We start from the raw sequence: 23809 nt of genomic DNA on the forward strand, positions 1-23809 counted from the left end.
GTGCGGTGAGCGGGTCGGAGGGCGGCGAGGGTGTCCGCCTGCAGAAGGTGCTGGCGGAGGCGGGCGTCGCCTCGCGGCGGCAGGCGGAGATCCTCATGCGGGAGGGCCGCGTCGAGGTCGACGGCAAGGTCGTCACCGAGATGGGCATCCGGGTCCACCCGGACACCGCGGTGATCCACGTCGACGGCTCGCGGATCGTCACCGACACCGAGACCGTGCACCTCGCGCTGAACAAGCCCGAGGGCATGCTCTCGACGATGTGGGACGAGCAGGGTCGCCGCTGCGTCGGTGACGTCGTCCTCGAGAAGGCCGAGGGCCAGCGCCTGTTCCACGTCGGGCGCCTCGACGCCGCCACCGAGGGTCTGCTGCTGCTGACCAACGACGGCGAGCTGGCGAACCGGCTCATGCACCCCTCGTACGAGGTGCCGAAGACCTACCTCGCCGAGATCCGCGCTCCCATCCCGAAGGACCTCGGGCGCCGGCTGCGCGAGGGCGTGGATCTCGAGGACGGGCCGGTCGCGGTCGACAGCTTCCGCGTCGTCGACCGCTCGGGCGCGCGGGTGATGGTCGAGGTCGTGCTGCACGAGGGCCGCAAGCACATCGTGCGGCGCCTGCTCGACGCCGTCGACAAGCCCGTGGCACGCCTCGTGCGCACCGCCGTCGGTGACGTCCGCCTCGGTGACCAGCGTCCTGGCACCCTGCGCAAGCTCGGCCAGGACGAGGTCGGGGCGCTGTACAAGGCCGTCGGGCTCTGACGAGCCGCCGTCGGCGCGTGACGTGCGCCGGACGGGGCGGACGTCACACCCGTCCGCAGGGCACAATGGTCTTCCGAACGCTGTGTGGCCGACGTTCGGGAGGCGCGGGGATGGACGGGACGTTGCGCGGGGTGGTCGCCGTCGACGGGCCCTCCGGGACGGGCAAGTCGACCACGGCGCGCGGGCTCGCGATGCGGCTCGACGCTCGCTATCTCGACACCGGGGCCATGTACCGCGCCGTGACGCTCGCGGTCCTGCGCGCGGGGCTGCCCCTCGACGTGGCCGCCACCGCGTCCGACGGCGACGACGACGTGGTGGGCGTGGCGCTCGGGGCGCGGGTCACCGTGTCCACCGACCCGGCCGAGCCGCGGGTGCGCCTCGACGGTGAGGACGTCGACGCCGAGATCCGCGGCACCCAGGTCACCTCGGCGGTGTCGGCGGTCTCGGCGCTCACGGCGGTGCGCGCGCACCTCGTGGCCGAGCAGCGCCGCATCGTCGACGAGGCCCTGGCCGACGGGGCCGGCATCGTGGTCGAGGGACGCGACATCGGCACGGTCGTCCTGCCGGACGCCGGGCTGAAGGTGTTCCTCACCGCCTCCGAGCTGGTCCGCGCGGGCCGGCGGGACGCGGAGAACACCGCCGCCGGACGCTCCGGTGGGCCGGACACCCGGGCCGACCTGGCCCGGCGGGACAAGCTCGACTCCTCGCGCGCGGCGTCCCCGCTGCGCGCGGCGGAGGACGCGGTCGAGGTCGACACCTCGACCCTGGACATCGAGGGCGTGCTCGCACGCCTGCAGCACCTGGCCGAGGACCGCGGACTGGTCACCGGCCTCGCCGACGCGGGAGTCGGCAGACACGGAGGATGACGTGAGTCAGGAAGGGCCCGCTTCGCTCATCGGCGAAGGCACGGGCGATCTTCCCGACGACGCCCGCCCGGCGCAGCCGGTGCTGGCGGTCGTCGGGCGCCCCAACGTGGGCAAGTCGACGCTGGTCAACCGCATCCTGGGCCGCCGCGAGGCCGTGGTCCAGGACGTCTCGGGCGTGACGCGCGACCGCGTCGCCTACGACGCGCTCTGGAACGGGCGGCGCTTCACGCTGCTCGACACCGGCGGGTGGGAGCCGGACGCGAAGGGCATGCAGGCCGCCATCTCGGCGCAGGCCGAGACGGCGATGCGCACCGCGGACGTGATCCTGCTGGTGGTCGACGGCCAGGTCGGCGCCACGGCGGTCGACCAGGCGGTCGCGCGCACGCTGCGCCGCTCCGACCGCCCGGTGATCCTCGCCGCCACGAAGATCGACGACTCGCGGGGCGAGGGCGAGATCGCGGCGCTGTGGCGCCTCGGGCTCGGCGAGCCGCACCCGGTCTCGGGCCTGCACGGGCGCGGGTCGGGCGACCTGCTCGACCTGGTGCTCGAGGCGATGCCCGAGAGCCCCCGCGACGACGTGGACCTCGAGGGCGGGCCCCGGCGCGTCGCGCTGGTCGGGAAGCCGAACGTCGGCAAGTCGAGCCTGCTCAACCAGCTCACCGGCGAGACCCGCTCGGTGGTCGACGCCGTCGCCGGCACGACCACCGACCCCGTGGACTCGCTGGTCGAGATCGACGGCGAGACCTGGAAGATCGTCGACACGGCGGGCCTGCGGCGCAAGGTCGGGCAGGCGTCGGGCACCGAGTACTACGCCTCGTTGCGCACGAAGGCCGCGATCGATGCCGCCGAGGTGACCGTGCTGCTGCTCGACGCCTCCGAGCCGATCAGCGAGCAGGACCTGCGGGTCGCCTCGCAGGTCGCCGAGGCAGGGCGGGCGCTGGTGCTCGCGATGAACAAGTGGGACCTCGTCGACGAGGACCGCCGCCACGCCATGGTCCGCGAGCTCGAGCGGGCGCTGGTGCGGTTCCCGTGGGTCGAGCGGGTCAACATCTCGGCGCGCACGGGCCGCGCGGTGCAGAAGCTCGCGCCGGCCATGCGGACCGCGCTGGAGAACTGGGACCGGCGCGTGCCGACCGGCCAGCTCAACCAGTGGCTCGCCGACGTCGTCGCCGCCACCCCGCCGCCGGTGCGCGGCGGCAAGCAGCCGAAGATCCTCTACGCGACGCAGGCGCAGAACCGCCCGCCGACGTTCGTGCTGTTCACCTCGGGCTTCCTCGAGGCGGGGTACCGGCGCTTCCTCGAGCGCAAGCTGCGCGAGACCTTCCCGCTGACCGGCACCCCGGTGCAGATCAACGTGCGGGTGCGCGAGAAGGGGAAGCGCGGGGGTCGCGGACGCTGATACATTCCTAGGACTTCGCCGTCCTGAGGAGTGATCGACGTGCACGATCTCGGACCCACCGCGCAGCAGATGGCCCGTGTCGTCGCCCGGGTGGGCGACGACGACCTCGCCCGCCCGACCCCGTGCGGAGAATGGACGGTGCGCGACCTGCTCGGGCACCTCCTCGCCTTCGCCGGGCACTTCGTGCGGGTCGCCCGGCACGAGGAGACGCAGGCCGGCGGGGCACCGGAGCAGCTGCCCGACGACTGGCGCACCGAGCTCGACGCCCGCCTCGACGACCTCGTCACCGCCTGGCGCGAGCCCAGCGCGTGGGAGGGCGAGGGCCAGGCCGGCGGGTTGTCGATGCCGCGCGCCGACCTCGGGGTCGTGGCGCTCGAGGAGCTGGTGCTGCACGGCTGGGACCTCGCGCAGGCGATCGGCACGGCGTACGAGGTGCGCGACGAGGACCTCGCGATCGTGCGGGGTTTCGTCGCGACCTTCGAGCACGCGCCGCAGGAGCAGCGCACCGGGCTCTACGGGCCGGTGGTGAGCACCGACAGCGGGAGCGAACTCGAGCGGGTGCTCGCCCTCGCCGGGCGCGACCCGCGGCGCCCGCTCACGACCGCCGGCTGAGCCCTCGCCCCGCAGGCTCCCCGCCGATCGTCGGAGTTTGCCGCGGCCGCGGTCACCGGCCGGGCGCAGGCGCCCACGGTTCGTGGCCGCGCCCGGGCGGACGAGCGATCACCGTGACACCTCGACGGCGGTGTGTCCGCCGCGACCGTCCGAGCACGATGGATCTTGTCGGGTCGCGGTCGTCGGGGTCGCGAGCCGGTCGACGGGTCGGGAGCCACCGTGACCGCAGTGATCACCCTGGACGGCTCGACCGGCGCACGACCGCTGAGCTACTGCATCGCGGAGTGCCGGCACCGCGTCGTCGTCAGCACGCCGCGCGCCGAGCCGGAGCTGTGGGACGAGTACCTCGCCGGGGCCGCGCGCAGCTACGCCGCCCACGGGGTCGGCGGGGTGGTGGACCTCGACCGGGTGCGGGAGGGCGCGTCCACGGCGCTGTTCGTCGTTGTTCTCTCGCCGGACGACCGCGTGGTCGCCGGCCTGCGCTCCCAGGGGCCCTACACCAGCGCCGATCAGGCGCACGCCGTCGCGGAGTGGGACGGGCACCCCGACCAGCCGCTCGTCCGGGCCCTGATCGAGGAACGCCTGCCGTTCGGGGTGGTGGAGTCGAAGACCGTGTGGGTGGAGCGCGACGTCCCGGACCGCCGCGAGATCGTCAGCGGCGTCGCCCGGGTCCCGCTGCACGCCTCGATGATCCTCGGGGCCCGGTACGCGTTCGGGACGGCGGCGGCCCACGCACTGCCGATGTGGGCCGCGACCGGCGCGCTCGCGGTCGGCGGCCTCGCGACCGCCGGCTACCCCGACGTCCGCTACCGCACGAACCTCCTGTGGTGGGACCGCTGGGACCTGCCCGCCACGGTCCCGGACGGCGTCCGGCGCGCCCTCGACCTGGAGACCGCGCAGCTGCTGTCGCCCGCGATCCCGGCCGTCCGGCGGTGAGCACCACCGGGCCGACCGACGAAGACGGGTGGCGGGCCGTCCTCCTCGACGAGGCCGTCCCCGCCGACGCCGAGGTCCTGGCCGGCCTGCGGGCCGACCCGGGCGTCACGGTGATCGACCGGCGGGAGGCCCAGCACGCCGACCTGGCCGGCATCCGGTCCGGGGCGCGCGGGCCGTCGAGCACCTGGGCCTTCTACCCGTGGCGGCGCACGGTCGTCGCCGTCCTGGGGGAGGAGGACTTCCGCCGGCTGCGCCTCGACCGGAACCGGAACAAGATCACCGCGGCCGAGCAGGACCGGTTGCGCCGGTTGCGGATCGGCGTGGTGGGCCTGAGCGTCGGGCACACGATCGCGCACACGCTCGCCCTGGAGGGGCTGTGCGGCGAGCTGCGGCTGGCCGACTTCGACGCGGTGGAGGTCTCGAACCTCAACCGCCTACCGGCGACGCTGCTCGACCTCGGTCTCAACAAGGCGGTGGTCGCGGCCCGCCGGATCGCCGAGCTCGACCCGTACCTGACCACGGTCGTGGAGCCCGACGGCGTCACCGACGACGGCCTCGCGGCGTTCCTCGACGGGCTGGACGTCCTCGTCGAGGAGTGCGACTCCCTCGACGTCAAGGTGCGGTTGCGGGAGGAGGCGCGCCGCCGGCGCATCCCGGTGCTGATGGAGACCAGCGACCGCGGCCTGCTCGACGTCGAGCGCTTCGACCTCGAGCCCGATCGCCCGCTGCTCCACGGCCTGCTCGGCGACGTGGACTCGGCGGGGCTGCGCGCGCTGTCGGCCGAGGACAAGGTGCCCCACGTCCTGCGGATCCTCGGGGCCGCGGACCTGTCGGCGCGGACGGCCGCCTCCATGGTCGAGGTCGGCCGCACGCTGACCACGTGGCCGCAGCTGGGCGGCGACGTCACGCTGGGCGGGGCGACCGTCGCCGCGGCGGTGCGCCGGCTGGGCACCGGGCGCGCGCTGGCCTCCGGGCGCGTCCGCGTCGACCTCGACGAGCGCCTCGACGCGCTCGGTCCCGTGCCCATCGAGCAGTCGCCGGTCGAGCGGCCGCCGGTCGACGAGCCCGCGCCCGTGCCCCCGGCGACGGCGGGGCGCGGGCCCGCGGTGGTCGACGCGGTCCTCGAGGCGATCCGTCGCGCCCCGTCGGGCGGCAACGTCCAGCCGTGGCGGGTCGAGGTCGGGGCCGGCGTGGGAGGCGCCGGCGATCCCGTGGTCCACCTGCGCCTCGACCGCGAGCGCACGACGACGATGGACGTCGAGCACCGCGGCAGCTACGTCGCGCTCGGCGCGGCCCTGTTCAACGCGCGCACCGCGGCCGCGGCCGCCGGCGCCCTCGGGCCGTGCCGGCTCTTCGGCGACCCCGCCGACCCGGACCTCGTGGCGACGCTGCGTCTGGGGACCGACGGCGACGAGCGCCTCGCGGCCGCCCACGCCGGGGTGCTGCGCCGGGGGACCAACCGCGCGCACGGCCGGCCTGCGCCGCTGGCCGACGAGGCGGTCGCGGCGTTGCGGGAGGCCGCACACGCCGAGGGCGGGCGGGTGCACCTCGTCACCGGCGACGACCTCGTCGCCGTGGGGGAGACGCTGGCCGCGTCGGACCGCGTGCGCTACCTGACCGAGCGGCTGCACCGGGAGATGTTCGCCGAGCTCGTCGAGCCCGGCGCCGCGCGGACCGACGTCGGCATCGAGACCCGGACCCTCGGCCTGGACCCCGCGGACCTCGCGAAGCTCGCCATCGCCCGGCGCCCCGAGGTCATGGCCCTGCTCGCCGACTGGGACGCCGGGGTCGCGCTCGGCGAGGACACCCGCGACCGGTTGGCGTCGAGCTCCGCGCTCGCGGTCGTGACCGTCGCGGGGTCGGCGCCGGCGGACTTCGTGCGGGGCGGCGCGGCGGTCGAGGCGGTGTGGGTCGCCGCCGAGGACCGGAGCCTCGCGGTGCACCCGACGTCGCCGGTGTTCCTCTACGCGACGTGTCCCGGCGACCTGGTGACCCTGTCGCCGCGGTACGCCGACCGCCTCGCGGCCCTGCAGTCCGCCTTCCGGGACGTCGTCGGCCTCGCCGCCGGGGAGACGGTGGCCCTCGTCCTGCGGCTGAGCCATGCCGACGTCCCCGCGCCCCGCAGCCGCCGGCGTCCGCTGACCGAGATCTCGTCGATTACCTGAACGGCCGCACGACGGCTACGCTGCGTGGCGTGGACCGTACGCCGAGTGAGATCGCGCCGACGAACCTCGACGAGCTCGTCACCCGCGTCGCGACCACGCTCATGGGCGTCGACTCGACGACCCTGCGGACCGCCAGCGAGGAGGTGCTGCAGGTCCTGGTCTCCTACTTCGAGGTGGACCTGAGCTTCCTGCGCTTCCACGACGCCGCGCGGCGGGCGACCGTGCTGATCGCGGAGTGGCCGCCCCGCGAGGTCGTGCCCGACCCGGACCCGCTCGGCGTCATCTTCTTCGAGTCCGCGGACCCGTCCTTCGCGGCGACCGAGCACCTCGTCGACGTCTACGCCGTGCGTCCCTCCGACTCGGAGGGCTACCAGGAGCGGGTCAGGCAGGGTTCCGGCGTGGACGCCACCTCGGCCGTCTCGATCCCGCTGCGGTCGGGCGGGAGCACGACCGGCATCTTCGGGTTCGTCAAGTACGGCGACCGGGGGTGGAGCGCCGAGGAGACCCGTGCGCTGCGGACCATCGCCACCCTCATCGCCCAGATGCAGGCCCGGCTGCTCGCCGAGGACCAGCTGCGCCACATCGCCCACCACGACGAGCTCACGGGCCTGCCCAACCGCCGCGCGCTGCTCGCGCACCTGCAGGCGACGCTGACGTCGCCGCCGCCCGGGCCGCGGGCGCTGCTGTTCATCGACGTCGACCGGCTGAAGGCCACGAACGACTTCCTCGGGCACGACGCCGGCGACCGCTTCATCATCGCCGTCGCCGAGCGCATCCGCGCCGCGACGGGTGTCAACGACATGGTGGCCCGGCTCGGGGGCGACGAGTTCGTCGTCGCGCTCGCGGGGTCCGCCGACGAGGCGCAGGCCGCCGCGGTCGCGGCGCGGGTCCAGCGCGCCATGGCGGAGCCGATCCGCCTCGGCGGTCAGTCGCTGCGGCGCACCGTCAGCGTCGGGATCGCCGTGGCGCACGCCCCGACCGCCGAGGTCGGGCTCTGGCTGCGCAGCGCCGACCAGGCCGTGCTCACCGCCAAGGAGCACGGCGGCAACGAGGTCGTCACCTTCACCACGGAGATGCGGGTCCGCGAGGAGGTGCGCCTCACCGTCGAGATGAGCCTGCTCTCGGCGATCCGCGACGGCACCCTCGCCATCCACTACCAGCCCGTCGTCGACCTGCGCACCGCGTCCGCGGGCGGGGTCGAGGCGCTCCTGCGGTGGCACCACCCCACGCTGGGGCCGGTGTCGCCGGAGCTGTTCGTCGGCGTCGCCGAGGCCACCAACCTGGCCGGCGAGCTGGGCCGCTGGGTGCTCGACGGCGCGTGCCGCCAGCTGGCCGCGTGGCGCCGCGACCGCCCCGACGTGGTCGGCCCGGGCTTCACGATGGCGGTCAACGTCTCGCCGGTGCAGCTCCTCGCCATCGACTTCGTCGACGCCGTCGCCGAGGTGCTGGCCCGCCACGGCCTCGACGGGCGCGACCTCGTCCTCGAGGTCACCGAGCACGCCGTCGTCGGCGACCTCGACGCGGCGTCGGCGACGCTGCGCGGCCTGCGCCGGCTCGGCGTGTGCGTCGCCATCGACGACTTCGGCACCGGCTACAGCTCGCTGGCCCAGCTCAAGGCGCTGCCGGTCACCATCCTCAAGATCGATCGGACCTTCGTGCGGGACCTGGGCCGGACCGCCGAGGACCTCTCGATCGTCCGGTCGATCGTCGGGCTGGCCCACTCGTTCGGCCTCGACCTCATCGCCGAGGGCGTCGAGACCGAGCTCGCCGCGCGGACGCTGCTCGACATGGGCTGCACGACGGCCCAGGGCTACCTGTTCTCGCGTCCCCTCCCGCCCGACCAGCTCCTCGCCTGGGTCACGGCCCCGGCGAGGCCCGCCGTCCCGAGCCCGCGCTGAGACCGGTTACCGGCTCCGCTGCTCCAGGGCGTCGACCGTGGCGCGGGCCCCGTCGGTGTGCAGGGCCTCGAGGTGGGCGCGGTAGGCCGTCGTGAAGCGCTCGTCGTCGACGAGGTCGCCGAACAGGTCCCGGTCCTCGAGGAACGCCAGCGGCTCGTCGGGGTAACGGCGGGCGGCGGCGATGCGCTCCTCGGCGCGGCCGGTGTCGACGACCTCGATCGGCTCGCCGCTCTCGTCCACCCCCTCCGCGTAGCGGGCCCACGCCGCGACGACCAGCGCGGAGCGCTCGATCTCGCCGCCCTGCTCGAGGTTGATCCGGATGACCGGCACCAGCCACGTCGGGATGCGGTCGGAGCTCTCGGCGGCCAGGCGGGCGAGGGTGTCGCGGATCGCCGGGTTGGCGAAGCGCTCGATGAGCGTCGCCTTGTAGTCGTCGAGGTCGACGCCGGGCACGGGCGCGAGGGTCGGCGTGCCCTCGCGGTCCATGTAGGCGCGGGTGAAGCCGGCGAACAGCTCGTCGCCCGCCACCTCGTGGGCGTACCGGTAGCCCGCGAGGTAGCCGAGGTAGGCGATCGCCTGGTGGCTCGCGTTGAGCAGGCGCAGCTTCATGAGCTCGTAGGGCTCGACGTCGTCGACGACCTGGACCCCGACGTCCTCGAACGGTGGGCGCCCGGCCGCGAACCGGTCCTCGAGCACCCACTGCGTGAACGGCTCGCACACCACCGGCCAGGCGTCGACGATCCCGGTGTTGGCCTGCAGCTCCTCGCGGTCCTCGTCGGTGGTGCGCGGCGTGATCCGGTCGACCATCGAGTTCGGGAACGGGACGTTGGCCTCGATCCAGTCGGCGAGCTCCGGGTCCTTCCGCCGTGCGTAGGCCGTGATCATGGCGTGGGCGACGTGACCGTTGCCCTGGATGTTGTCGCAGGACATCACCGTGAACGGCCCGGTGCCGTCGTCGCGGCGCCGGCGCAGCGCCTCGACGAGGAAGCCGAACGTGGTCCGCGGCGCGGTGCCCGGCTCCGCGGCGATGTCCGCCTGGATGGCGGGGTCGCGGTCGTCGAACTCCCCGGTGCTCGCGTTCTTGTGGTAGCCGCCCTCGGTGACGGTGAGGCTGACGATCCGCGTGGCCGGGTCGGTCATGCGGTCGAGCACGGCCTCGGGGTCGTCGGGCGCGTAGAGGTAGTCGACGATCGACCCGATCACCCGCGCCTCGCGCCGGCCGTCGGCGTGCTTGAGCACGAGGGTGTACAGGTCGTCCTGCGTCTCGGTGACCTCGGCCATCTTCTTGTCGGCCTCGAGCACGCCCACGCCGCAGATGCCCCAGTCCAGGGCCTTGCCCTGGTTCATGAGCTCGTCGAGGTACATCGCCTGGTGCGCCCGGTGGAACCCGCCGACCCCGAAGTGCACGATGCCCACCGACACCGCGCCGCGGTCGTAGCTCGGGCCCGGGACATCCGCGGGCAGGTCCGCCAGGTTCGCCGCCGTCAGCGTCGTCGCAGCCACGCCCCCACTATGTCGCGGATCACCGACACCGCGCATCCGCCGAGGTCAGCGCACGAGCACCGGGGGGTCCGGCTGGGCCTCCAGCGGCGGCTGCACCACGGTCTGCGGCGGCGGGTCGCCCAGCGGCGGGAGCAGCGGCTGCCGCGGGGTCCCGCCCCCGCCGACGCTGCCCGGACCGTTGTTGTCGACGACCTGGAGCAGCGGGCGGAGCCGCTTGACGTCCTCGGCCCACGGGTTGTCGGTGACCTCGGACTCGACCTCGAAGTCGTAGCCCCAGTCGTCACGGAACTGCTCGCGCATCGACCCGGCCGGCCCGACCTCGGCGTTGAGGGCGAACTGCGGCCCGTTGGTGTCGTCGACGACGTACGCGCCGTAGTTCTGCAGCGTCCACGCGAGCTGGCGGGCGGGCTCGGTGGTCAGGCCGATCGCGGCGATGTCGACCGACGGCGGCAGCGCGAGCAGGGCCCCGAGGCGCATCGCGCCGTTGCGGTTGTCGCCGTCGGTGCCGTAGTTGCGCGGTCCGCCGCGGTCGCTCTTGCGGGCGGGCCAGCGCGAGCAGCTCGCGGAGTCCGTGCACCGGGCGAGCTCGCCGCGGCCGTAGACGTTGACCTTGAGGACGTGGCGCGGCCCCTCCTGCCCGGGCCGCAGCTCGCCGAGGCGGATCGACCCGCCGAGCGCGGAGAGGCCCGACCCGCCGTGCGCGCCGTCGATGCCCGGGCCGTAGAGGTCGGTGTCGGGGAAGTAGACGATGCTCGTCGCGGGCCCGCCGGCCTCGCAGCGGGCGAGGGGCTGGACGTTGATGACGGTGCGCCGGTCGGCGCCGAGGATCGCGGCGCTCTGGTTCTTGTTGTCGCTGGGCAGCACGTAGCCGGCGGGGATGGGCGCGGTCCGCAGCAGTCGCGACGGGTCGGCCGCGCACCGGTCGCCGCCGAAGCCGCCGCGGCTGTAGAGGATCGGCGTCTCGGGCGCCTCGGGGGTGAGGACGATCGGTTCGTCGTCGACCTGGGGCACGCGGCCGCTGGTCAGGCCGCCGGGCAGCGGTTGGAGCCCGGCCGGGACGTAGACCGCCCCGCTCCCGATCGGCGTGTTCCAGATGCTGTCCGACGCGAACGGCTGGAGAAGCGGGTCGCGCTCGCCGGGGCCGACGGTCCCCGGCGTCGGGTCGTCGCTGGTGGTCCCGCCGCACGCGGCGAGCACGACGGCCATGACGGCGAGCAGGACGAGCGACGCACGGCGGCGCCCGGTGGCAACACGGATTCCCCCCATGCCACCCATGCCTACCGCACGGCGGTCACGCCATGACCCCCGGGCCGTGGCCCCGGGTCGTGGCCGGAGCGCCGCCGTGGGGTAGCCTTTCGACGTCGCGCTCCAGGGCGCGGGCGATCGGGACGTGGCGCAGCTTGGTAGCGCACTTGACTGGGGGTCAAGGGGTCGCAGGTTCAAATCCTGTCGTCCCGACAGAGCACCAGAACCCCGTTGACCAGGGCAGAAGCCCAGGTCAGCGGGGTTCTTGACGTTCGCGGTGTGGGTCATGGCATCGGGTTGCCCGACGAGGTGCTCGGCAGCATGCGCGGCACCCCGACCTGGAGCAGCCTCGAGGCGGTCGCGCACACCATGGTGTACGACGGCCCCGACACCGTCGCGGCTGCGGGGTTTGGGCTGGCGCGCGGCGCGCTCGAGCACCTCCTGGCGCGCCCCGAGGCCGGTACGCCAGCCGCGGCCGGCGCCGTCGAGGTCATCGCGGTCGGACTCGACGGGCTGCTCCGAGCTGCTTCTTCCGTGACCGCGCGCCGCTGTGACCCCGGCGAGTCCCGCGTGCTGCGCGCGCCGTCGCGGCGCCCACCGGTGCCCCACCGTTCCGTGCCGCCGCCGACGACGAGATCGCGGAGCTGGAGCCCCTACGGGCACATCACGGCATCGAGGTTGTCCGACCGTCTAGACGGTCGGTACTCTGGCGGACATGACGGTGCGCGACAAGGTGCTGGAGGCGCTCGAGTCCCTGGTGCTGGAGGGGAACCCCGAGCCGACGTTCGACGAGGTCGCGGCGCGCGCGGCGGTGAGCAAGGGCGGGCTGCTCCACCACTTCCCGGATCGTGCTGCCCTGACCGCCGGTCTGCTGCGACGGATCGTCGAGCGCACCGACCGGCAGATGGACGACGCCGCCCGGGTGGGTCGTGCCGCCGTGACGTGGTTGCGGCTCTCGGCGGAGGACGGCGCCGACCAGCAGACCGCGCGGGCGCTGCTGTCCCTGGTCCGCATGAGTGCGAGCGGGCGGGTCGACCTGCCCGACGACGTGGCCGAGGCGATCGGGCGCTGGCAACGCGCGATCGCGGCCGAGCTCGCCGATCCGGTCGAGGCCTTGCTGGTCCGCCTGGTCGGCGACGGGCTCTTCCTGGCGGCCCTGACCGGGCAGGCCGTGACCGGTGACGAGCTGGAGGAGCTCGTGGCCCGGGTGCTCCCCACCGCGGCGCGGGGAGCACCGTCGCGATGAGCGCCTCGCTGGTGGGTGTCGTCGCGGGCCTGGCCCTGCTCGACGCGCTGAACCCCGCGACGATCGGCCTGGTCGCGCTGATCCTCCTCTTGCCCACGGAGTCCACCGGGCCCTCGGCGACCGCTCGCCGCGGGTCGCCGGTCGCCCTCGGGGCGGGCGTCGCGGTGGGGGCGGCGCTCACGGTGTTCGCGGTCGGGTGCGCGGTCTACCTGGCCGCCGACACCGCTGCGGTCGCCGGCGGGCTCGTGTGGGTGCGGCGTCTCGCCTTCGGTGCCGCCGGCGTCGTCCTGCTCGTGACCGCGCTGCGCCGGCTGCGTCCGCGGGACGTGTCGGCGGTCGCGCTGCCCGGATGGTTCTCGGTCTGGACCGCGGTGCCGACCGGCGTCCTGGTGACCGGCGCCGACCTCCCCAACGCCTTTCCCTACTTCATCGCCATCGAGCGCATGGCCGCCGCCGGGATCGGTGTGGGCGCGGCGACACTGCTGCTGGCCGGGTACGCCGTCGTGTACTGCCTGCCCTGTCTGGTCCTCCTGGGGGTCGGGCAGCGGTGGGGCGACCGGGTCCGCGGAGGTCTGAGCGGCCTCTACCGCCGCTTCGGGGCGGCTCGCCGGCTGCCTCGCAGCGTCCCTCTCGCCGCCGCCTATGGGGCGGGCGCCGTCGCCCTGATCGCCGTGGCCGCCTCGGCGTGAGGAGTCGATCTCACCCGGCGCCGCCGCACAGGGATGCCGCGCGGCGAGGGAGGTCGTCGCGGCGTGCAGCGTTGGTCCCCAGCGACGCGGCTGACGGGTCGGAATCGTCGACGCGGCCGACACCCCGACCCGGCTGTCCGGTCGAGGTCGACCACGAGCGGATCGGCGGAGTTCTCGCGGTAGGCGACGACCCCGCCGGCTGAGAACCCCGTCATCGCCGCCACTCGAGGCGCCACGCTCCCTTGCCCCGGTAGCGACAATGGGTCCCAAGCGGGGTGTCGGGAGCGCGCCCGCTCGGCCACCTGTTGAGGTGCTGGATGTACCAGGAGATGTCGGTCCACGAGCTCGCCGCGGGGCTCGAACGCCGTGATGTCGTGCTGCTCGACGTCCGCGACGCCGAGCACTTCGCGGTCGGCCACATCCCGGGCTCCGTGCCCGTCTCACTGCCGGAGCTGCCGGGTCGCCTCCGAGACCCCGACGACGAGCTCTGGGCGCGCCTGTTCGGCGCGCGACGGCCCGTGTTCAACCGGGTGTGCATCGTGGGCGATGCCGAGCGCAGCATCGATGCCGTCGCCATCCTGGGCGAGGTCGGCATCGAGTCCTCCGTGGTGGCCGGCGGAACACGGGCGTGGAGCGCAGCCGGCCGCCCGCTCAACCGCCATTGGTGACCGACCTCAGCTCTCCGGGGCCAGGGTGGCGAGCTCGTCGGCCGTACGGGTCCTGGTGCATCGGTACTGGCGAGTGCTGCTCACGCTCGTCAGGTCCGAGTCGGCGCACGGCGGACCCCGAGGCGTCGTGCGGTAGCTGTGGTCCAGCGTGCCGAGCTTCAGACCGCGCCCTTCACGCGCGGACCATCGCTCGTGAGGGCCTTCAAGCGAAGCAGGGCATCAGCCAACGTGGGGCCACGTCGCTGCCCCGAAAGGCACAGCAAAGCGATGGTGAGTGGATCAAACCGTTCCTGCGGAACGTGTGATCCGCCACCTCGATAGCCTACCGTCGTGAACGGGGAGGCGAAGGCGCCGGACGCGCCGGATCAGGGGGACCCCCCGAGCATGTCGATGCCGGAGGCCACCACCGGACGGCACGCCCGCACGGGGGACCGAACCCTCCGGGCGCCCATCGTCGGCATGCGGGCCTCACCGGCAGCTGGCCGCGCCGATCGAGGGTCGAGCGCCCGCGATGGGTTCACCAGCGGCCCACCGCCGAGTGGGCCGTGGGCGCAGCTCCAGAGCATGCGCGCCGCGGTGCGATCACGCGCCCGCGGTCCGCTGACCACTCGTCTCCTGTCCGGCACCGCCGCACTTCCCGTGCTCGCCGGCTTCACCGGTGCTCTGATCGATTGGGGTACCACCGTCGCCGCAGTCGCCTGGGGTGCCGGCGTAGGCGGCGGCGCGGTCGGGTGGCTGTTCTTGGCCCGCTACACGCGGGCGTTCCTACGCAGCCCCGCACACACGCTCGCGCCTGGCGAGCTCGTCCTCCGTGAGGACGTCCGCCGACGGGCCCACCAGATCACGCGCTGGTGTGCCGCCGGGGTGCTCGTCCTGGCGGTCGTCGATCTCGCCAGTGAGCCCCTCACGGTGCCTCCGCTCGGGTGGGTCCTGGTCCTGCTCGGCCTCGGGGGCACCGTCGCCGCACTGCCCGCAGCCGTCGCGACCTGGCGAGGGCTCGGACCGCCCGAGGATGCGCCGGTGCGCACTGCGTCGTTCGTCCCTCATCCGCACCTCGTGCCCGGCGACGAGGGGACCGTCCCCGCCACGCCGCTGCCCCACCAACGGCTTCGACGCTGAGGGGACCCGAGCGCAGCTCGGACCGCCGTGGGTCAAGCCGAGGCGCGGGCGGCGGCCGTCATGTCGACGCTGCGCGTCTCGGGCAGCGCCGCGGCACACGACACGCTGATCAACGCCAGGATGCAGAGCATGATCCCGATGGCGAACGGCCCGAAGGCGGCAGCGAGCGGGGTCGCGATCAGGGGTGGCACCGCACCCCCCAGGATCGCCGAGAGGTTGTATGCCGCACCGGCTCCGGTGTAGCGGTGCCGGGTCTCGAAGAGCTCGGGCAGCAGGGCCCCTGCCGGGCCGTACTGCACGCCCACGATCGCGAGAGTCACCACGAGCCCGAGGCCGAACGCCCACCCGGTGCCGATGCCGAGCACCGGGAACAGCAGCAGCCCCCACGCCACCGCGACCGCGTTCGCGGCCACCACGAGGCGCTTGCGGCCCACGCGGTCGGAGAGCCACCCGCAGACGATCGTGGTCGCGCCGAAGGCGATCCCGGCGACGATGCCCATCGTCAGTACTGTCGGCCGGCTGAGCCCGGCGCCTGACGGGCTGGTCCCGAAGCTGGTGAGGTACGCGGTCCCCATGTAGAAGAACGCGAAGAGCGCGATCCCCGAGCCGCCGCCAAGCAGGATCGCCCGCCCCTGCGTGCGGATCGCGGAGAGCAGCGGCGTGGTGCCCAGCAGCGCGGACGCCTCCGGGCCGCCACGGGCCTGCTGGAAGACCGGCGTCTCGCTGATCTTGAGGCGGACGTAGAGACCCGCGCCCACCAGCACGATGCTGAGCAGGAACGGGATCCGCCAGCCGTAGTCGAGGAAGACCTGATCGGCGTCTCCGAGGGTGAGCCCCGTAACGAGGAAGGTCGCGCTGGCGAGCGCGAACGCGATGGGCGCCCCGAGCTGGGGGAAGATCGCGTAGACGCCCCGCTTGCCCGGCGGGGCGTACTCGGCGGTGAGCAGCACGGCGCCGGCCCACTCCCCGCCCACCGCGAAGCCTTGCGCGAAACGGAGCACGACCAGCGCGATCGGCGCCGCCACCCCGATCGTGGACGCGCCGGGGAGCAATCCGATGACCACGGTCGCGGTCCCCATCACGAGCAGCGTCACGACCAGCGTGCGCTTGCGCCCGATGCGGTCGCCGAAGTGCCCGAAGAACAGCGCACCGACCGGCCGGGCCACGAACGCCACCGCGAACGTCGCGAAGGACGCCACGAGGCCGGCGGTGGCGCCCAGGGCCGGGAAGAAGATCTTCGGGAAGACCAGCGCCGCGGCAGTGCCGTAGATGAAGAAGTCGTAGAACTCGATCGTGGTCCCGACTGCGCTGGCGAACGCGACGCGCTGCAACGTCTTCCGATCGACCGACTCGTTCTTCGGGACCTCGGTCATCGTCATCTCCCCACGTTCGCGGTTGCCCCCGCCCGGCGAGACTAGCGGACTGTGACCTGCGTCACGACTCGACGGGCGACGACCGCTGCACCACCACCGGCCGAAGCGATGGCTGACATCGAGGCGTGCGTGAACCCTCGAGCAAGCACGCTCGTCGCGGGGATGGCCGACCCGCACTGCCGCTCGGAAGCACAGTTGTTGCCGGGCCACGACACGAGCCGGCAGCCGCCGGCGTCCGCAGGAGCCGTTCCCGTGAGCAGCTGCCATGTCGAGCCGGCCGCCGGCGACGACCGGAGCCTGCCGCACCTGACGCTGGCGAAGCCGTTGCCGTGTGCGCGAACCTGGGGGAAACCGGGCGGGAGCCCGGTATCGAGCAGGAAGGAGCAAGGGGGTGGTGACGTTGGAGGACAACTTCGGCGCCGAGGCCGTCGCGCGGGTGTCAGCGCGCGTTGCCCATTCCCAGTACCTCTGCGACGTCGCGATGAGCCTGCTCGAGACCACGGAGCAGAGGTTGAGCCGCCGACGGCTCGCCGGCGGAGGGTACGCCACCGAGGCGCCGCGCCCGCGTCGACCTGTGCGGTCGGAAGAGCCGGCCGACCACGCCGACGGCCGTGCGCGTGCCCATCCGACTCCGGTGGACCAGCCGCGCACTCCGCGGTGACCGGCATGACCTCCAACGGGCCGCGTCACGCGCCCCCGGGTCTGCAGGACGACCGGCGGCGACCAGCGACGTGTTGCTACCCGTCCTGCGCGTCCTCCGCCTCGAGAAGGCTCTTGAGGGCAAGAAGGTCCTTGTGGTTGGCCCGACGCATGGCCGCCGACATGAGAGGGGCGCTGAGGCTCGAGAAGCCTGATGGCTCTCCGTGGTTCCGCAAGACCATCCGTGTACCGCCGTCGGCGGTGTCCTCCCAGGTGTAGGTCGTCTCCATGGGGAACGGTCCCTGGGTAGTGCTCATCACGAACCGTCGGGCGGGCTCCAGCTCTCGGACCTCGTAGGTGTAGGCGAGTCGTCGGCCGAGGAAGTGGGCGACGAACGCGATCCGTGACCCGGGACGGACCGGCCCAGTCGTCTCCCACTCGACAGACTTGATGTTCCTGTACCACCGCGTGGCGTTGTCGGGGTTGGTGGCGAACGCCGCTACCTCTGCGCGCGGCCGCTGGATCGTGATCGTGCTCCGGACATCGACTCGTGCCACGCACGAAGGATGGCAGCGCCATCACCGGCTCGGCGAGGATCGACTGCAGATCGGTCGTCCCGACGTGATCCGCTCCTCTCCACGCGTCACTGGTCGGGCAGGTTCACGGCGCGCTCCTCACGAGGTCGGCGTGGTGGACGGCGGCGACGTCGGGGTGGGCGCGCAGGCGCGCCTTGAGCAGGTTGTCGCCGAAGGTGCCGGAGATGACGTTGTCCGGGTCCTGGGTGACCCCGCGCGCATGGTCCGCGAGCGCCGGGGGCAGCGTGATGCGCGGGACGGTGGAATCGAGGGCGGGGTTGAAGAAGAAGGGGATCGACAGGCGGGTCTCGCCCGGCGGCGGTGAGACGACGCGGTGCCTCGTCGCCCTGAGGTAGCCGTCGGTGGCGAACTCCAGGAGCTCGCCGATGTTGACCACGAAGGCGCCCGGCAGGGCGGGCACGTCGAGCCACGCGCCGTCGTGCTCGACCTGGAGACCGGCCTTGCCCGGCTCGACCATGAGCAGGGTGAGCACCCCGGGGTCGTTGTGGGCGCCGACACCCTGGCCCCGGTCCTCCCGGCCCGGGTAGCGGACCAGCTTGATCAGCGTGGAGGGGCGGTCCCCGAAGGTGTCGTCGAAGACGTCGGCGGGGCTGCCGAGCGACAGCGCCCACGACCGCATCAGCCGGCGGGCGACCGCCGAGCACCGCTGCTCCCAGTCGAGGAACACCGTCCGCAGCTCGGGCTGGGCCGCCGGCCACGGGTTCGGGCCCTCGAGGCGCATGTAGGCCGGCGCGGCCGGGTCGTCGACCGGGGCGCGCTCGGCGCCGAGGTCGATCTGCTCGCGCCAGTCGACCCGGCCGCCGGTGAGCTCGCCGCCGGTGCGGGTGTAGCCGCGGAAGTGGGGGCTACGCAGCATCTCGACGCCCTGCTTGTCCTCGGCGGGCAGGGCGAAGAACCGCTCGGCGGTGGCGAAGGCGCGGGCGGTCACCTCGTCGGGGATCCCGTGGCCGACGAGGTGGAAGAACCCGACGTCGTGGGTGGCGGTGCGCAGGGCGTCGCGGAACGCCTGCGCGGAGGCCTCGTCGCCGTCGAGGGCCGACATGTCGAGGACGGGCAGGCTCGCCGAGACCGGGGCGTGTGTCACGGGGTTCCTCCTGGGCTCGGCGACGCCGCGATGCTAGCCCGGGTTCCGGCCTGCTCATCCCCGTGCGAAGGACCTGCGGCTAGGTTCGTGGATCGTGACGATTCTTCCGGTCGACCGGGCGATCCTCGCGGCGCTGCAGGAGAACTCCCGGATCTCCAACCGCGAGCTGGCCGCCCGTGTCGGTCTGGCCGAGTCCACCACCCATGAGCGCGTGCGTCGCCTCGTCGACGCCGGGGTGATCACCCGCTTCACCGCGGAGGTCGACCCGGCGGCCCTGGGTCGCCCGATGCAAGCGCTCATCGCGGTGCAGCTGCGTCCGCAGAGCGCCGAGGTGGTCACGCGGTTCCTCGACGCCGTCGTCGACGACCCGTGCGTGCTCGACGCGACGGTGCTGTCGGGGGAGACCGACGTGCTGATCCGCGTGGCGGTCGCGTCGAGCGAGGACATCCGGACGTTCGCGTGGCAGAAGGTGACCTCGGTGCCCTCGGTCCGCTCCATCCAGACCCACATCGTCTACGAGCACCGGCGGGGTCCGACGCTCACGGCGGGCGCGCAGTGAGGTCCTGACGGCGCGAGAACGCTGTTCAGCGAGCGACTCGCCCCGTCAGCTCCACGGAGTGAGCGGACGCGGGCCCCGCCTGCCGTCGACCACGATGTCGACGCGCTCGTCGAAGAAGCAGACCATGTCGGCGACGGGGACGGCGTCGGGCAACGGGTCGGGGTAGGTCCAGGCGACGTCGGTCGGGGTGCCGGCCGCCGTGGTGTCGGTGGCGGTGTCGGGGACGGCCCAGTAGGACGCGACACCCTTGTAGGCGCAGGTCGTTCGGGTGGCGCTGGGGTGCAACAGATCGAGTCGCACATCCTCGGGGGGCAGGTAGAACCGGACCGGCAGGCCGGTCTCGAAGAGCAGGTTCGGCCGTTAGCTCTCGGCGAGGACCTTCCCGTCGCGCTCGATGCGGACATGGCGGTCGCTGCGCAGGACGTCGATGCGGGCCAACGGATCGTGCGGGTGGCCGATGACGCGTTGAGCTTCCTCGAACCACTCGTCGAACGCGTCCCAGTCGAGCACGACGAGGTCGGCGAGGTCGGGGTCGGCAAGCCGGAACGCTGCCCCGATCCGTTCGTGGTCCGAGGTCCGCACGGTGAGCACCTCGCCTACGGCGGTGTGGTGACCGAAGCCGGCCTCGGGGGTGAGCACTTCGATCGATCTCTCGCCCATCAGTACCGGCCCGCCCCGCGTGTCCCCGTCGCCGGGGCGGCCCGGGACGAGGTCGGCGCCGACGTCGGCCACCGGCACGGCGTACTGCGGGACGACGCGTCGGGGCTCCCAGAGCAGGACCGCCCGGTGGGAGTCGACGACGGTTGTGCCCGCGATCGTGGCGCGCACGTGTTTCGCGGTCGGGATGTAGCGCAGCTCGGAAAGCCCGGATTCGAACCGGGCGAGGCGTGTCGCCATCAGAGGAGCCTGCTCCCGTCGGGCCCGCCCCTCAACACCCGGGGACCGACCTCGACGAGAGATCTCTCCCGGTCCCGGCGCGCACTTCAGGAGGTCCGATCGGCGCCGATGAGCACGTAGCACATGAGTGCAGGCTGGTCGGAGCGGTTGTGCCAGGCGTGGCGGGTGCCGCGCTGGACGACGCACGCGCCGGGGGTCAGCTTGACCTCCTGGCCGTCGTCGAGCTCGAGGTGCAGCTCGCCTTCCAGGCAGATCCCGTAGTCGACGCTGTCGGTGGTGTGCATGCCGGGGGCGTCGGGCTCGAAGACGTCCATCAGGCCGGGCAGCTTCTCGGCCGCTTCGGCGCCCAGCGCCTCGGGATCGCCGAGTTCCTCGGGTGCCGAGGACTCGGGCGCCCACCGCAGGAAGAGGATGCGCGTCCCGCCCGTGCCGGGGAAGAACGGCCACAGCCTGGGCTGCGCGGGCTCCGAGCCCACGGTCGCCGTGCCGTCCTCGGTGCCCCACAGCATGTAGAACTCGGACCCGGGGATCGCACCGACCGTGATCGGGTCGGCGGGCTCGTCGGTGACGAACACCGACCTCCCGTCCGACTCTCGCCCGGTGACGATCAGTCGTGGCTGGATGCCCATGGGCCCTCCTCGAGCACGTGGCCGGCAGGCGCGGTCGCCGCGGCGGCCGGGTGAGCAGCCGGCGCGGTCAGGCGCTACATACTGAGCGCATAGTCAGTGGCGGCGGTCACCACTGTCAACCGGAACCGGCCGTCAGCCGCCGGGTCGCGCCAGCACCATGCGCAGCGCGAGCTCGGCGTACTCGTCGGCGAGGGCCTTCGGGGAGTCCGGACCGTCGAGCCGGTACCAGCGCACCAGGTCGACGCCCAGAGAGATGATGACCCTGGCCGCGCGGTGGACGTCGGGGACGTCGAACAGCCCGGCGCGGACACCGCGTGCCACCGCACCTCGGAAGACCTGGTTGATCTGCTGGCGCAGGTGCTGCACCTGCTCGAAGTGCTCGGGCTCCAATCCGGAGAGCTCGTACTGGCAGATCCGCGCCACCGTGTGGTGGCGCGCGTGCCAGGCGACGAACCGGCGCACCAGCTCGGCGACCTGCTCGGCCGGCTCCAGCTCGTCGGTGTCGTCGCCGAGGCCGGCCAGCGCGCGCTCGTGCCCGACCCGTGTGATCGCGAACAGCACGTCCTCCTTGGTGGAGAAGTGCACGTACAGGGCTCCGGGGCTCAGGCCCACCCCGGCGGTGATGTCGCGGGTGGTGGTGGCGTGGAAGCCGTTGCGGGCGAAGCACAGCACCGCCGAGCTCAACAGCCTCTGCGCGACCTCGGCGAACTCCGGGCCCCACAGCTCCGCGGACGGCTGGTCGATCGTGGCGCCGACGACCCGGGCCCGGCGGTGCGCCTGTCTCAGCGCCATGCGGTCCACCACCTCTCCGCGCGCCCCGACGGCTCGCCGCGACCATCCTCGGTCACGGCCACCCGGCACCCTCGCTCGACCTTGACACGAGTCTCAGCTCACAGTGACTATGCGCTTAGTCACTCACAGCGTAGCGAGTCCGGCAGGAGGAGCGCATGCGCACAGGCATCGTCGTCACGGCGCGTCCGGGCGTGGAGGACCTCGCCGTCCTCGCCGAGGAGCTGGGATTCTCGAGCTTCTGGGTCTACGACACCCCGATGGTCAACGGCGACCCGTTCGTCTCCCTCGGCCTGTGCGCCAAGGCGACCAGCCGCATCCGGCTCGGCGTCGGGGTGACCTCGCCGGCCCTGCGGTCCGCCCCCGCCGCGGCGGCCGCGCTCGCCAGCCTCAACGCCCTCGCCCCGGGCCGCATCATCTGCGGCATCGGGACCGGCAACACCGCACGTCGGACCCTCGGGATGCTGCCCACGACGATGGCGGAGCTCGAGCGCTTCACCGGGCAGCTCCAGGACCTCTGCGCGGGGCGATCCACCGAGTACCGGGAGAAGGACCGGGTCCGGGACGTGCGCTTCCTGCACGTCGGCCCGTACGTGAACACCGACGACCCCGTCGAGTTCGTCGTCGCCGCGTTCGGCCTCAAGGCCGCGGCGATCGCCGGCCGCCGCGGCGCCGGCGTCATCTCCTTCGGCCTGCTGGACCCGGCCGCGTGGGAAGGCTTCGACCAGGCCCGCCGCGAGGCGGCGCAGGCGGCCGGCACCCCGCTCGACGTCGACTCCTACGTCATGACGTCGGTCCACGTGCTCGGCCAGGGCGAGGACCGCCACGGCGACGCCTCGCGCGACGCCATGGGCCACATCGCCCTGGCCCTGCTGACCTTCGCCGCCGACAACCCGGCCTTCGGCGACGCCCTCAGCGACGAGGAGAACGCGGCCGTCCGGCGCCTGCTCGACCGCCGCGGCACCACCGCCACCGCCACCGACCGCCACCACGTCCTCTACCGCGGCTACCTCGGGCGCATCGACCCCGAGGACCGCGACCTCGTCGTGCCCTCCCTGGTGGACAAGCTGGGCCTGGTCGGCACCCGCGACGAGCTGACGTCGCGCATCGCCTCGATGGAGCAGGCCGGTATCGACGAGATCGTCATCCAGCCCGTGGTCGACCCCGAGGTCGAGATGCGCGAGCTGGCCAAGCTCGTCGGCTGAGGTGCCCTCCGACAGAGAGGTGGTGGATGCCATGGTCGACCCTGCGACCAGGACCAGGTCGGCACCGGAGGACGCGTTGATGCCGGCCGCGTTCCTCGGGCACGGCAACCCGATGAACGCCCTCGCGGTCAACCGCTACACCACGGCCTGGCACTCCCTGGGCACCGCGGTGCCGCGTCCGCGCGCGATCCTGGTGATCAGCGCGCACTGGTACATCAACGCCACCGCCGTCACCGTCATGCCGCGGCCCCGCACCATCCACGACTTCTACGGCTTCCCGGCCGAGCTCTTCGACGTGCAGTACCCGGCACCAGGCCTGCCCGAGCTCGCCGAGGAGGTCAGCGACGTCGTCCACCCGACGTGGGTCGGGGCCGACGTGGACAGCTGGGGGATCGACCACGGGACCTGGTCGGTGCTCCTGCACGCCTTCCCCGACGCCTCGGTCCCCGTCGTGCAGTTGAGCATCAACGCCGACAAGCCCTTCGACCACCACCTCGAGCTCGGCGCGAAGCTCGCCCCGCTGCGACGACGTGGCGTCCTGGTGATCGGCAGCGGCAACGTGGTCCACAACCTCGGGGCGATGGACTGGGGCCTGGCCGACGACGGTTACGACTGGGCCCGGCGGTTCAGCGACGTGTCCCGCGAGCGGATGCTGACCGCACCGACGGAATTCGCCACCCTCGACGCCCACGCCGACTTCCGGCACGCGGTCCCGACTCCGGACCACTTCATCCCGGCGCTCTACTTCGCGGGACTGGCCGGCGCGAGCGCTGACCCGGCGGTGGACGTCCTCGTCGACGGGTACGCCTACGGGTCCCTGTCGATGACGGCCTACACCCTCGACGCGTCCTGTCCCGACGTCTCCGGCGGGGACACCGTGCCCCAGCCGCCGGCGGAGCTCCCGCCGGACGGGTCGAACATCTGAGCCGATCCGGTG

23 protein-coding genes and 1 tRNA gene are annotated in these 23809 nt (G+C 73.4%); 15 read left to right on the forward strand and 9 right to left on the reverse strand.

Features of this window, described 5'->3' with window-relative positions; translation table 11 throughout:
* Positions 1-5: 5 nt before the first annotated feature.
* From PH190_RS11635 to PH190_RS11665, 7 genes are all read left to right on the forward strand, one after another.
* Positions 6-755: a pseudouridine synthase gene (locus PH190_RS11635; protein WP_274231674.1), complete on the forward strand. Its 750-nt coding sequence runs from the start codon at positions 6-8 to the stop codon at positions 753-755.
* A gap of 110 nt (positions 756-865) precedes the next feature.
* Positions 866-1621: a (d)CMP kinase gene (gene cmk / locus PH190_RS11640; RefSeq protein ID WP_274231675.1), complete on the forward strand. Its 756-nt coding sequence runs from the start codon at positions 866-868 to the stop codon at positions 1619-1621.
* Position 1622: 1 nt separating this feature from the next.
* Positions 1623-3020 carry a ribosome biogenesis GTPase Der gene (gene der, locus PH190_RS11645; RefSeq protein WP_420791632.1) on the forward strand — a complete coding sequence of 466 codons (1398 nt, stop codon included), beginning with the start codon at positions 1623-1625 and terminating at the stop codon, positions 3018-3020.
* Between the two features lie 39 nt (positions 3021-3059).
* Positions 3060-3632, forward strand: coding sequence for a TIGR03086 family metal-binding protein (locus tag PH190_RS11650; protein WP_274231676.1), 573 nt, complete (start codon positions 3060-3062; stop codon positions 3630-3632).
* Positions 3633-3851: 219 nt separating this feature from the next.
* Positions 3852-4568 carry a hypothetical protein gene (locus PH190_RS11655; protein ID WP_274231677.1) on the forward strand — a complete coding sequence of 239 codons (717 nt, stop codon included), beginning with the start codon at positions 3852-3854 and terminating at the stop codon, positions 4566-4568.
* Positions 4565-6733, forward strand: coding sequence for an Rv1355c family protein (locus PH190_RS11660; RefSeq protein ID WP_274231678.1), 2169 nt, complete (start codon positions 4565-4567; stop codon positions 6731-6733). The genes PH190_RS11655 and PH190_RS11660 overlap by 4 nt, the downstream gene beginning before the upstream one ends.
* A 29-nt stretch (positions 6734-6762) precedes the next feature.
* A complete protein-coding gene (locus tag PH190_RS11665; RefSeq protein ID WP_274231679.1) occupies positions 6763-8631 on the forward strand; it encodes a putative bifunctional diguanylate cyclase/phosphodiesterase in 1869 nt (622 codons plus the stop codon).
* Between the two features lie 6 nt (positions 8632-8637).
* On the opposite strand, the gene PH190_RS11670 is transcribed toward PH190_RS11665, so the two are convergent.
* Together PH190_RS11670 and PH190_RS11675 are read right to left on the reverse strand one after the other, a co-directional pair.
* Entirely contained in the window at positions 8638-10134 is a 1497-nt protein-coding gene (locus PH190_RS11670; protein ID WP_274231680.1) for a mannitol dehydrogenase family protein, read from the reverse strand.
* A gap of 45 nt (positions 10135-10179) precedes the next feature.
* Positions 10180-11400 (reverse strand): hypothetical protein, encoded by a 1221-nt coding sequence (locus tag PH190_RS11675; protein WP_274231681.1) that lies wholly within the window; start codon positions 11398-11400, stop codon positions 10180-10182.
* Positions 11401-11518: 118 nt separating this feature from the next.
* On the opposite strand from PH190_RS11675, the gene PH190_RS11680 reads away from it, so the two are divergent.
* The 5 genes from PH190_RS11680 (at position 11519) to PH190_RS11700 (ending at position 15101) form a co-directional block, all read left to right on the forward strand.
* Positions 11519-11592, forward strand: a tRNA-Pro gene (locus PH190_RS11680).
* Between the two features lie 502 nt (positions 11593-12094).
* Positions 12095-12625, forward strand: a complete 531-nt coding sequence (locus tag PH190_RS11685) for a TetR/AcrR family transcriptional regulator (RefSeq protein WP_274231682.1) — start codon at positions 12095-12097, stop codon at positions 12623-12625.
* Positions 12622-13314: a hypothetical protein gene (locus tag PH190_RS11690; RefSeq protein ID WP_274231683.1), complete on the forward strand. Its 693-nt coding sequence runs from the start codon at positions 12622-12624 to the stop codon at positions 13312-13314. The genes PH190_RS11685 and PH190_RS11690 overlap by 4 nt, the downstream gene beginning before the upstream one ends.
* A 317-nt stretch (positions 13315-13631) precedes the next feature.
* Positions 13632-13982, forward strand: a complete 351-nt coding sequence (locus PH190_RS11695) for a rhodanese-like domain-containing protein (protein ID WP_274231684.1) — start codon at positions 13632-13634, stop codon at positions 13980-13982.
* Positions 13983-14546: 564 nt separating this feature from the next.
* The gene (locus tag PH190_RS11700; protein ID WP_274231685.1) at positions 14547-15101 is read left to right on the forward strand and encodes a hypothetical protein; all 555 of its coding nucleotides are present in this window, start codon (positions 14547-14549) and stop codon (positions 15099-15101) included.
* 32 nt (positions 15102-15133) lie between these two features.
* Here PH190_RS11700 and PH190_RS11705 read toward each other — a convergent pair whose 3' ends face one another.
* The 3 genes from PH190_RS11705 to PH190_RS11715 form a co-directional block, all read right to left on the reverse strand.
* Positions 15134-16474, reverse strand: a complete 1341-nt coding sequence (locus tag PH190_RS11705; protein WP_274231686.1) for an MFS transporter — start codon at positions 16472-16474, stop codon at positions 15134-15136.
* Between the two features lie 737 nt (positions 16475-17211).
* Positions 17212-17670 carry an SRPBCC family protein gene (locus tag PH190_RS11710; RefSeq protein ID WP_274231687.1) on the reverse strand — a complete coding sequence of 153 codons (459 nt, stop codon included), beginning with the start codon at positions 17668-17670 and terminating at the stop codon, positions 17212-17214.
* Positions 17671-17773: 103 nt separating this feature from the next.
* Positions 17774-18793 (reverse strand): isopenicillin N synthase family dioxygenase, encoded by a 1020-nt coding sequence (locus tag PH190_RS11715; RefSeq protein ID WP_274231688.1) that lies wholly within the window; start codon positions 18791-18793, stop codon positions 17774-17776.
* Between the two features lie 94 nt (positions 18794-18887).
* Between PH190_RS11715 and PH190_RS11720 the strand changes: the two genes are divergently transcribed.
* Positions 18888-19352 (forward strand): Lrp/AsnC family transcriptional regulator, encoded by a 465-nt coding sequence (locus tag PH190_RS11720; protein WP_274231689.1) that lies wholly within the window; start codon positions 18888-18890, stop codon positions 19350-19352.
* A 45-nt stretch (positions 19353-19397) separates the two neighbouring features.
* Here PH190_RS11720 and PH190_RS11725 read toward each other — a convergent pair whose 3' ends face one another.
* The 4 genes from PH190_RS11725 to PH190_RS11740 all read right to left on the reverse strand — a co-directional run bounded on the left by PH190_RS11725 (position 19398) and on the right by PH190_RS11740 (position 21670).
* On the reverse strand, positions 19398-19703 hold the full coding sequence (locus tag PH190_RS11725) for a DUF427 domain-containing protein (protein WP_274231885.1): 306 nt from the start codon (positions 19701-19703) through the stop codon (positions 19398-19400).
* 9 nt (positions 19704-19712) lie between these two features.
* Positions 19713-20249, reverse strand: a complete 537-nt coding sequence (locus PH190_RS11730; protein ID WP_274231690.1) for a hypothetical protein — start codon at positions 20247-20249, stop codon at positions 19713-19715.
* 86 nt (positions 20250-20335) lie between these two features.
* The gene (locus PH190_RS11735) at positions 20336-20878 is read right to left on the reverse strand and encodes a cupin domain-containing protein (protein ID WP_274231691.1); all 543 of its coding nucleotides are present in this window, start codon (positions 20876-20878) and stop codon (positions 20336-20338) included.
* Between the two features lie 132 nt (positions 20879-21010).
* Positions 21011-21670 (reverse strand): TetR/AcrR family transcriptional regulator, encoded by a 660-nt coding sequence (locus PH190_RS11740; protein ID WP_274231692.1) that lies wholly within the window; start codon positions 21668-21670, stop codon positions 21011-21013.
* A 155-nt stretch (positions 21671-21825) separates the two neighbouring features.
* Here PH190_RS11740 and PH190_RS11745 point away from each other — a divergent pair, with 155 nt between their 5' ends.
* Together PH190_RS11745 and ygiD are read left to right on the forward strand one after the other, a co-directional pair.
* Entirely contained in the window at positions 21826-22872 is a 1047-nt protein-coding gene (locus tag PH190_RS11745) for an LLM class flavin-dependent oxidoreductase (RefSeq protein ID WP_274231693.1), read from the forward strand.
* Positions 22873-22951: 79 nt separating this feature from the next.
* Entirely contained in the window at positions 22952-23797 is an 846-nt protein-coding gene (gene ygiD / locus PH190_RS11750) for a 4,5-DOPA-extradiol-dioxygenase (RefSeq protein ID WP_274231694.1), read from the forward strand.
* Positions 23798-23809: the final 12 nt, after the last annotated feature.

Origin of the sequence: Actinomycetospora straminea (genome assembly GCF_028737255.1) — a bacterium.
In the GTDB taxonomy this organism is placed as follows: domain Bacteria; phylum Actinomycetota; class Actinomycetes; order Mycobacteriales; family Pseudonocardiaceae; genus Actinomycetospora; species Actinomycetospora straminea.

Bases quoted from the DNA above. Each gene is read 5' to 3' on its own strand.
- cmk (WP_274231675.1), top strand. From the start codon at position 866: ATGGACGGGACGTTGCGCGGGGTGGTCGCCGTCGACGGGCCCTCCGGG.
- PH190_RS11675 (WP_274231681.1), bottom strand. From the start codon at position 11,400: ATGGGGGGAATCCGTGTTGCCACCGGGCGCCGCCGTGCGTCGCTCGTC.
- PH190_RS11685 (WP_274231682.1), top strand. From the start codon at position 12,095: ATGACGGTGCGCGACAAGGTGCTGGAGGCGCTCGAGTCCCTGGTGCTG.
- PH190_RS11690 (WP_274231683.1), top strand. From the start codon at position 12,622: ATGAGCGCCTCGCTGGTGGGTGTCGTCGCGGGCCTGGCCCTGCTCGAC.
- PH190_RS11695 (WP_274231684.1), top strand. From the start codon at position 13,632: ATGTACCAGGAGATGTCGGTCCACGAGCTCGCCGCGGGGCTCGAACGC.
- PH190_RS11700 (WP_274231685.1), top strand. From the start codon at position 14,547: ATGCGCGCCGCGGTGCGATCACGCGCCCGCGGTCCGCTGACCACTCGT.
- PH190_RS11705 (WP_274231686.1), bottom strand. From the start codon at position 16,474: ATGACCGAGGTCCCGAAGAACGAGTCGGTCGATCGGAAGACGTTGCAG.
- PH190_RS11730 (WP_274231690.1), bottom strand. From the start codon at position 20,249: ATGGCGACACGCCTCGCCCGGTTCGAATCCGGGCTTTCCGAGCTGCGC.
- PH190_RS11735 (WP_274231691.1), bottom strand. From the start codon at position 20,878: ATGGGCATCCAGCCACGACTGATCGTCACCGGGCGAGAGTCGGACGGG.
- PH190_RS11740 (WP_274231692.1), bottom strand. From the start codon at position 21,670: ATGGCGCTGAGACAGGCGCACCGCCGGGCCCGGGTCGTCGGCGCCACG.
- PH190_RS11745 (WP_274231693.1), top strand. From the start codon at position 21,826: ATGCGCACAGGCATCGTCGTCACGGCGCGTCCGGGCGTGGAGGACCTC.
- ygiD (WP_274231694.1), top strand. From the start codon at position 22,952: ATGCCGGCCGCGTTCCTCGGGCACGGCAACCCGATGAACGCCCTCGCG.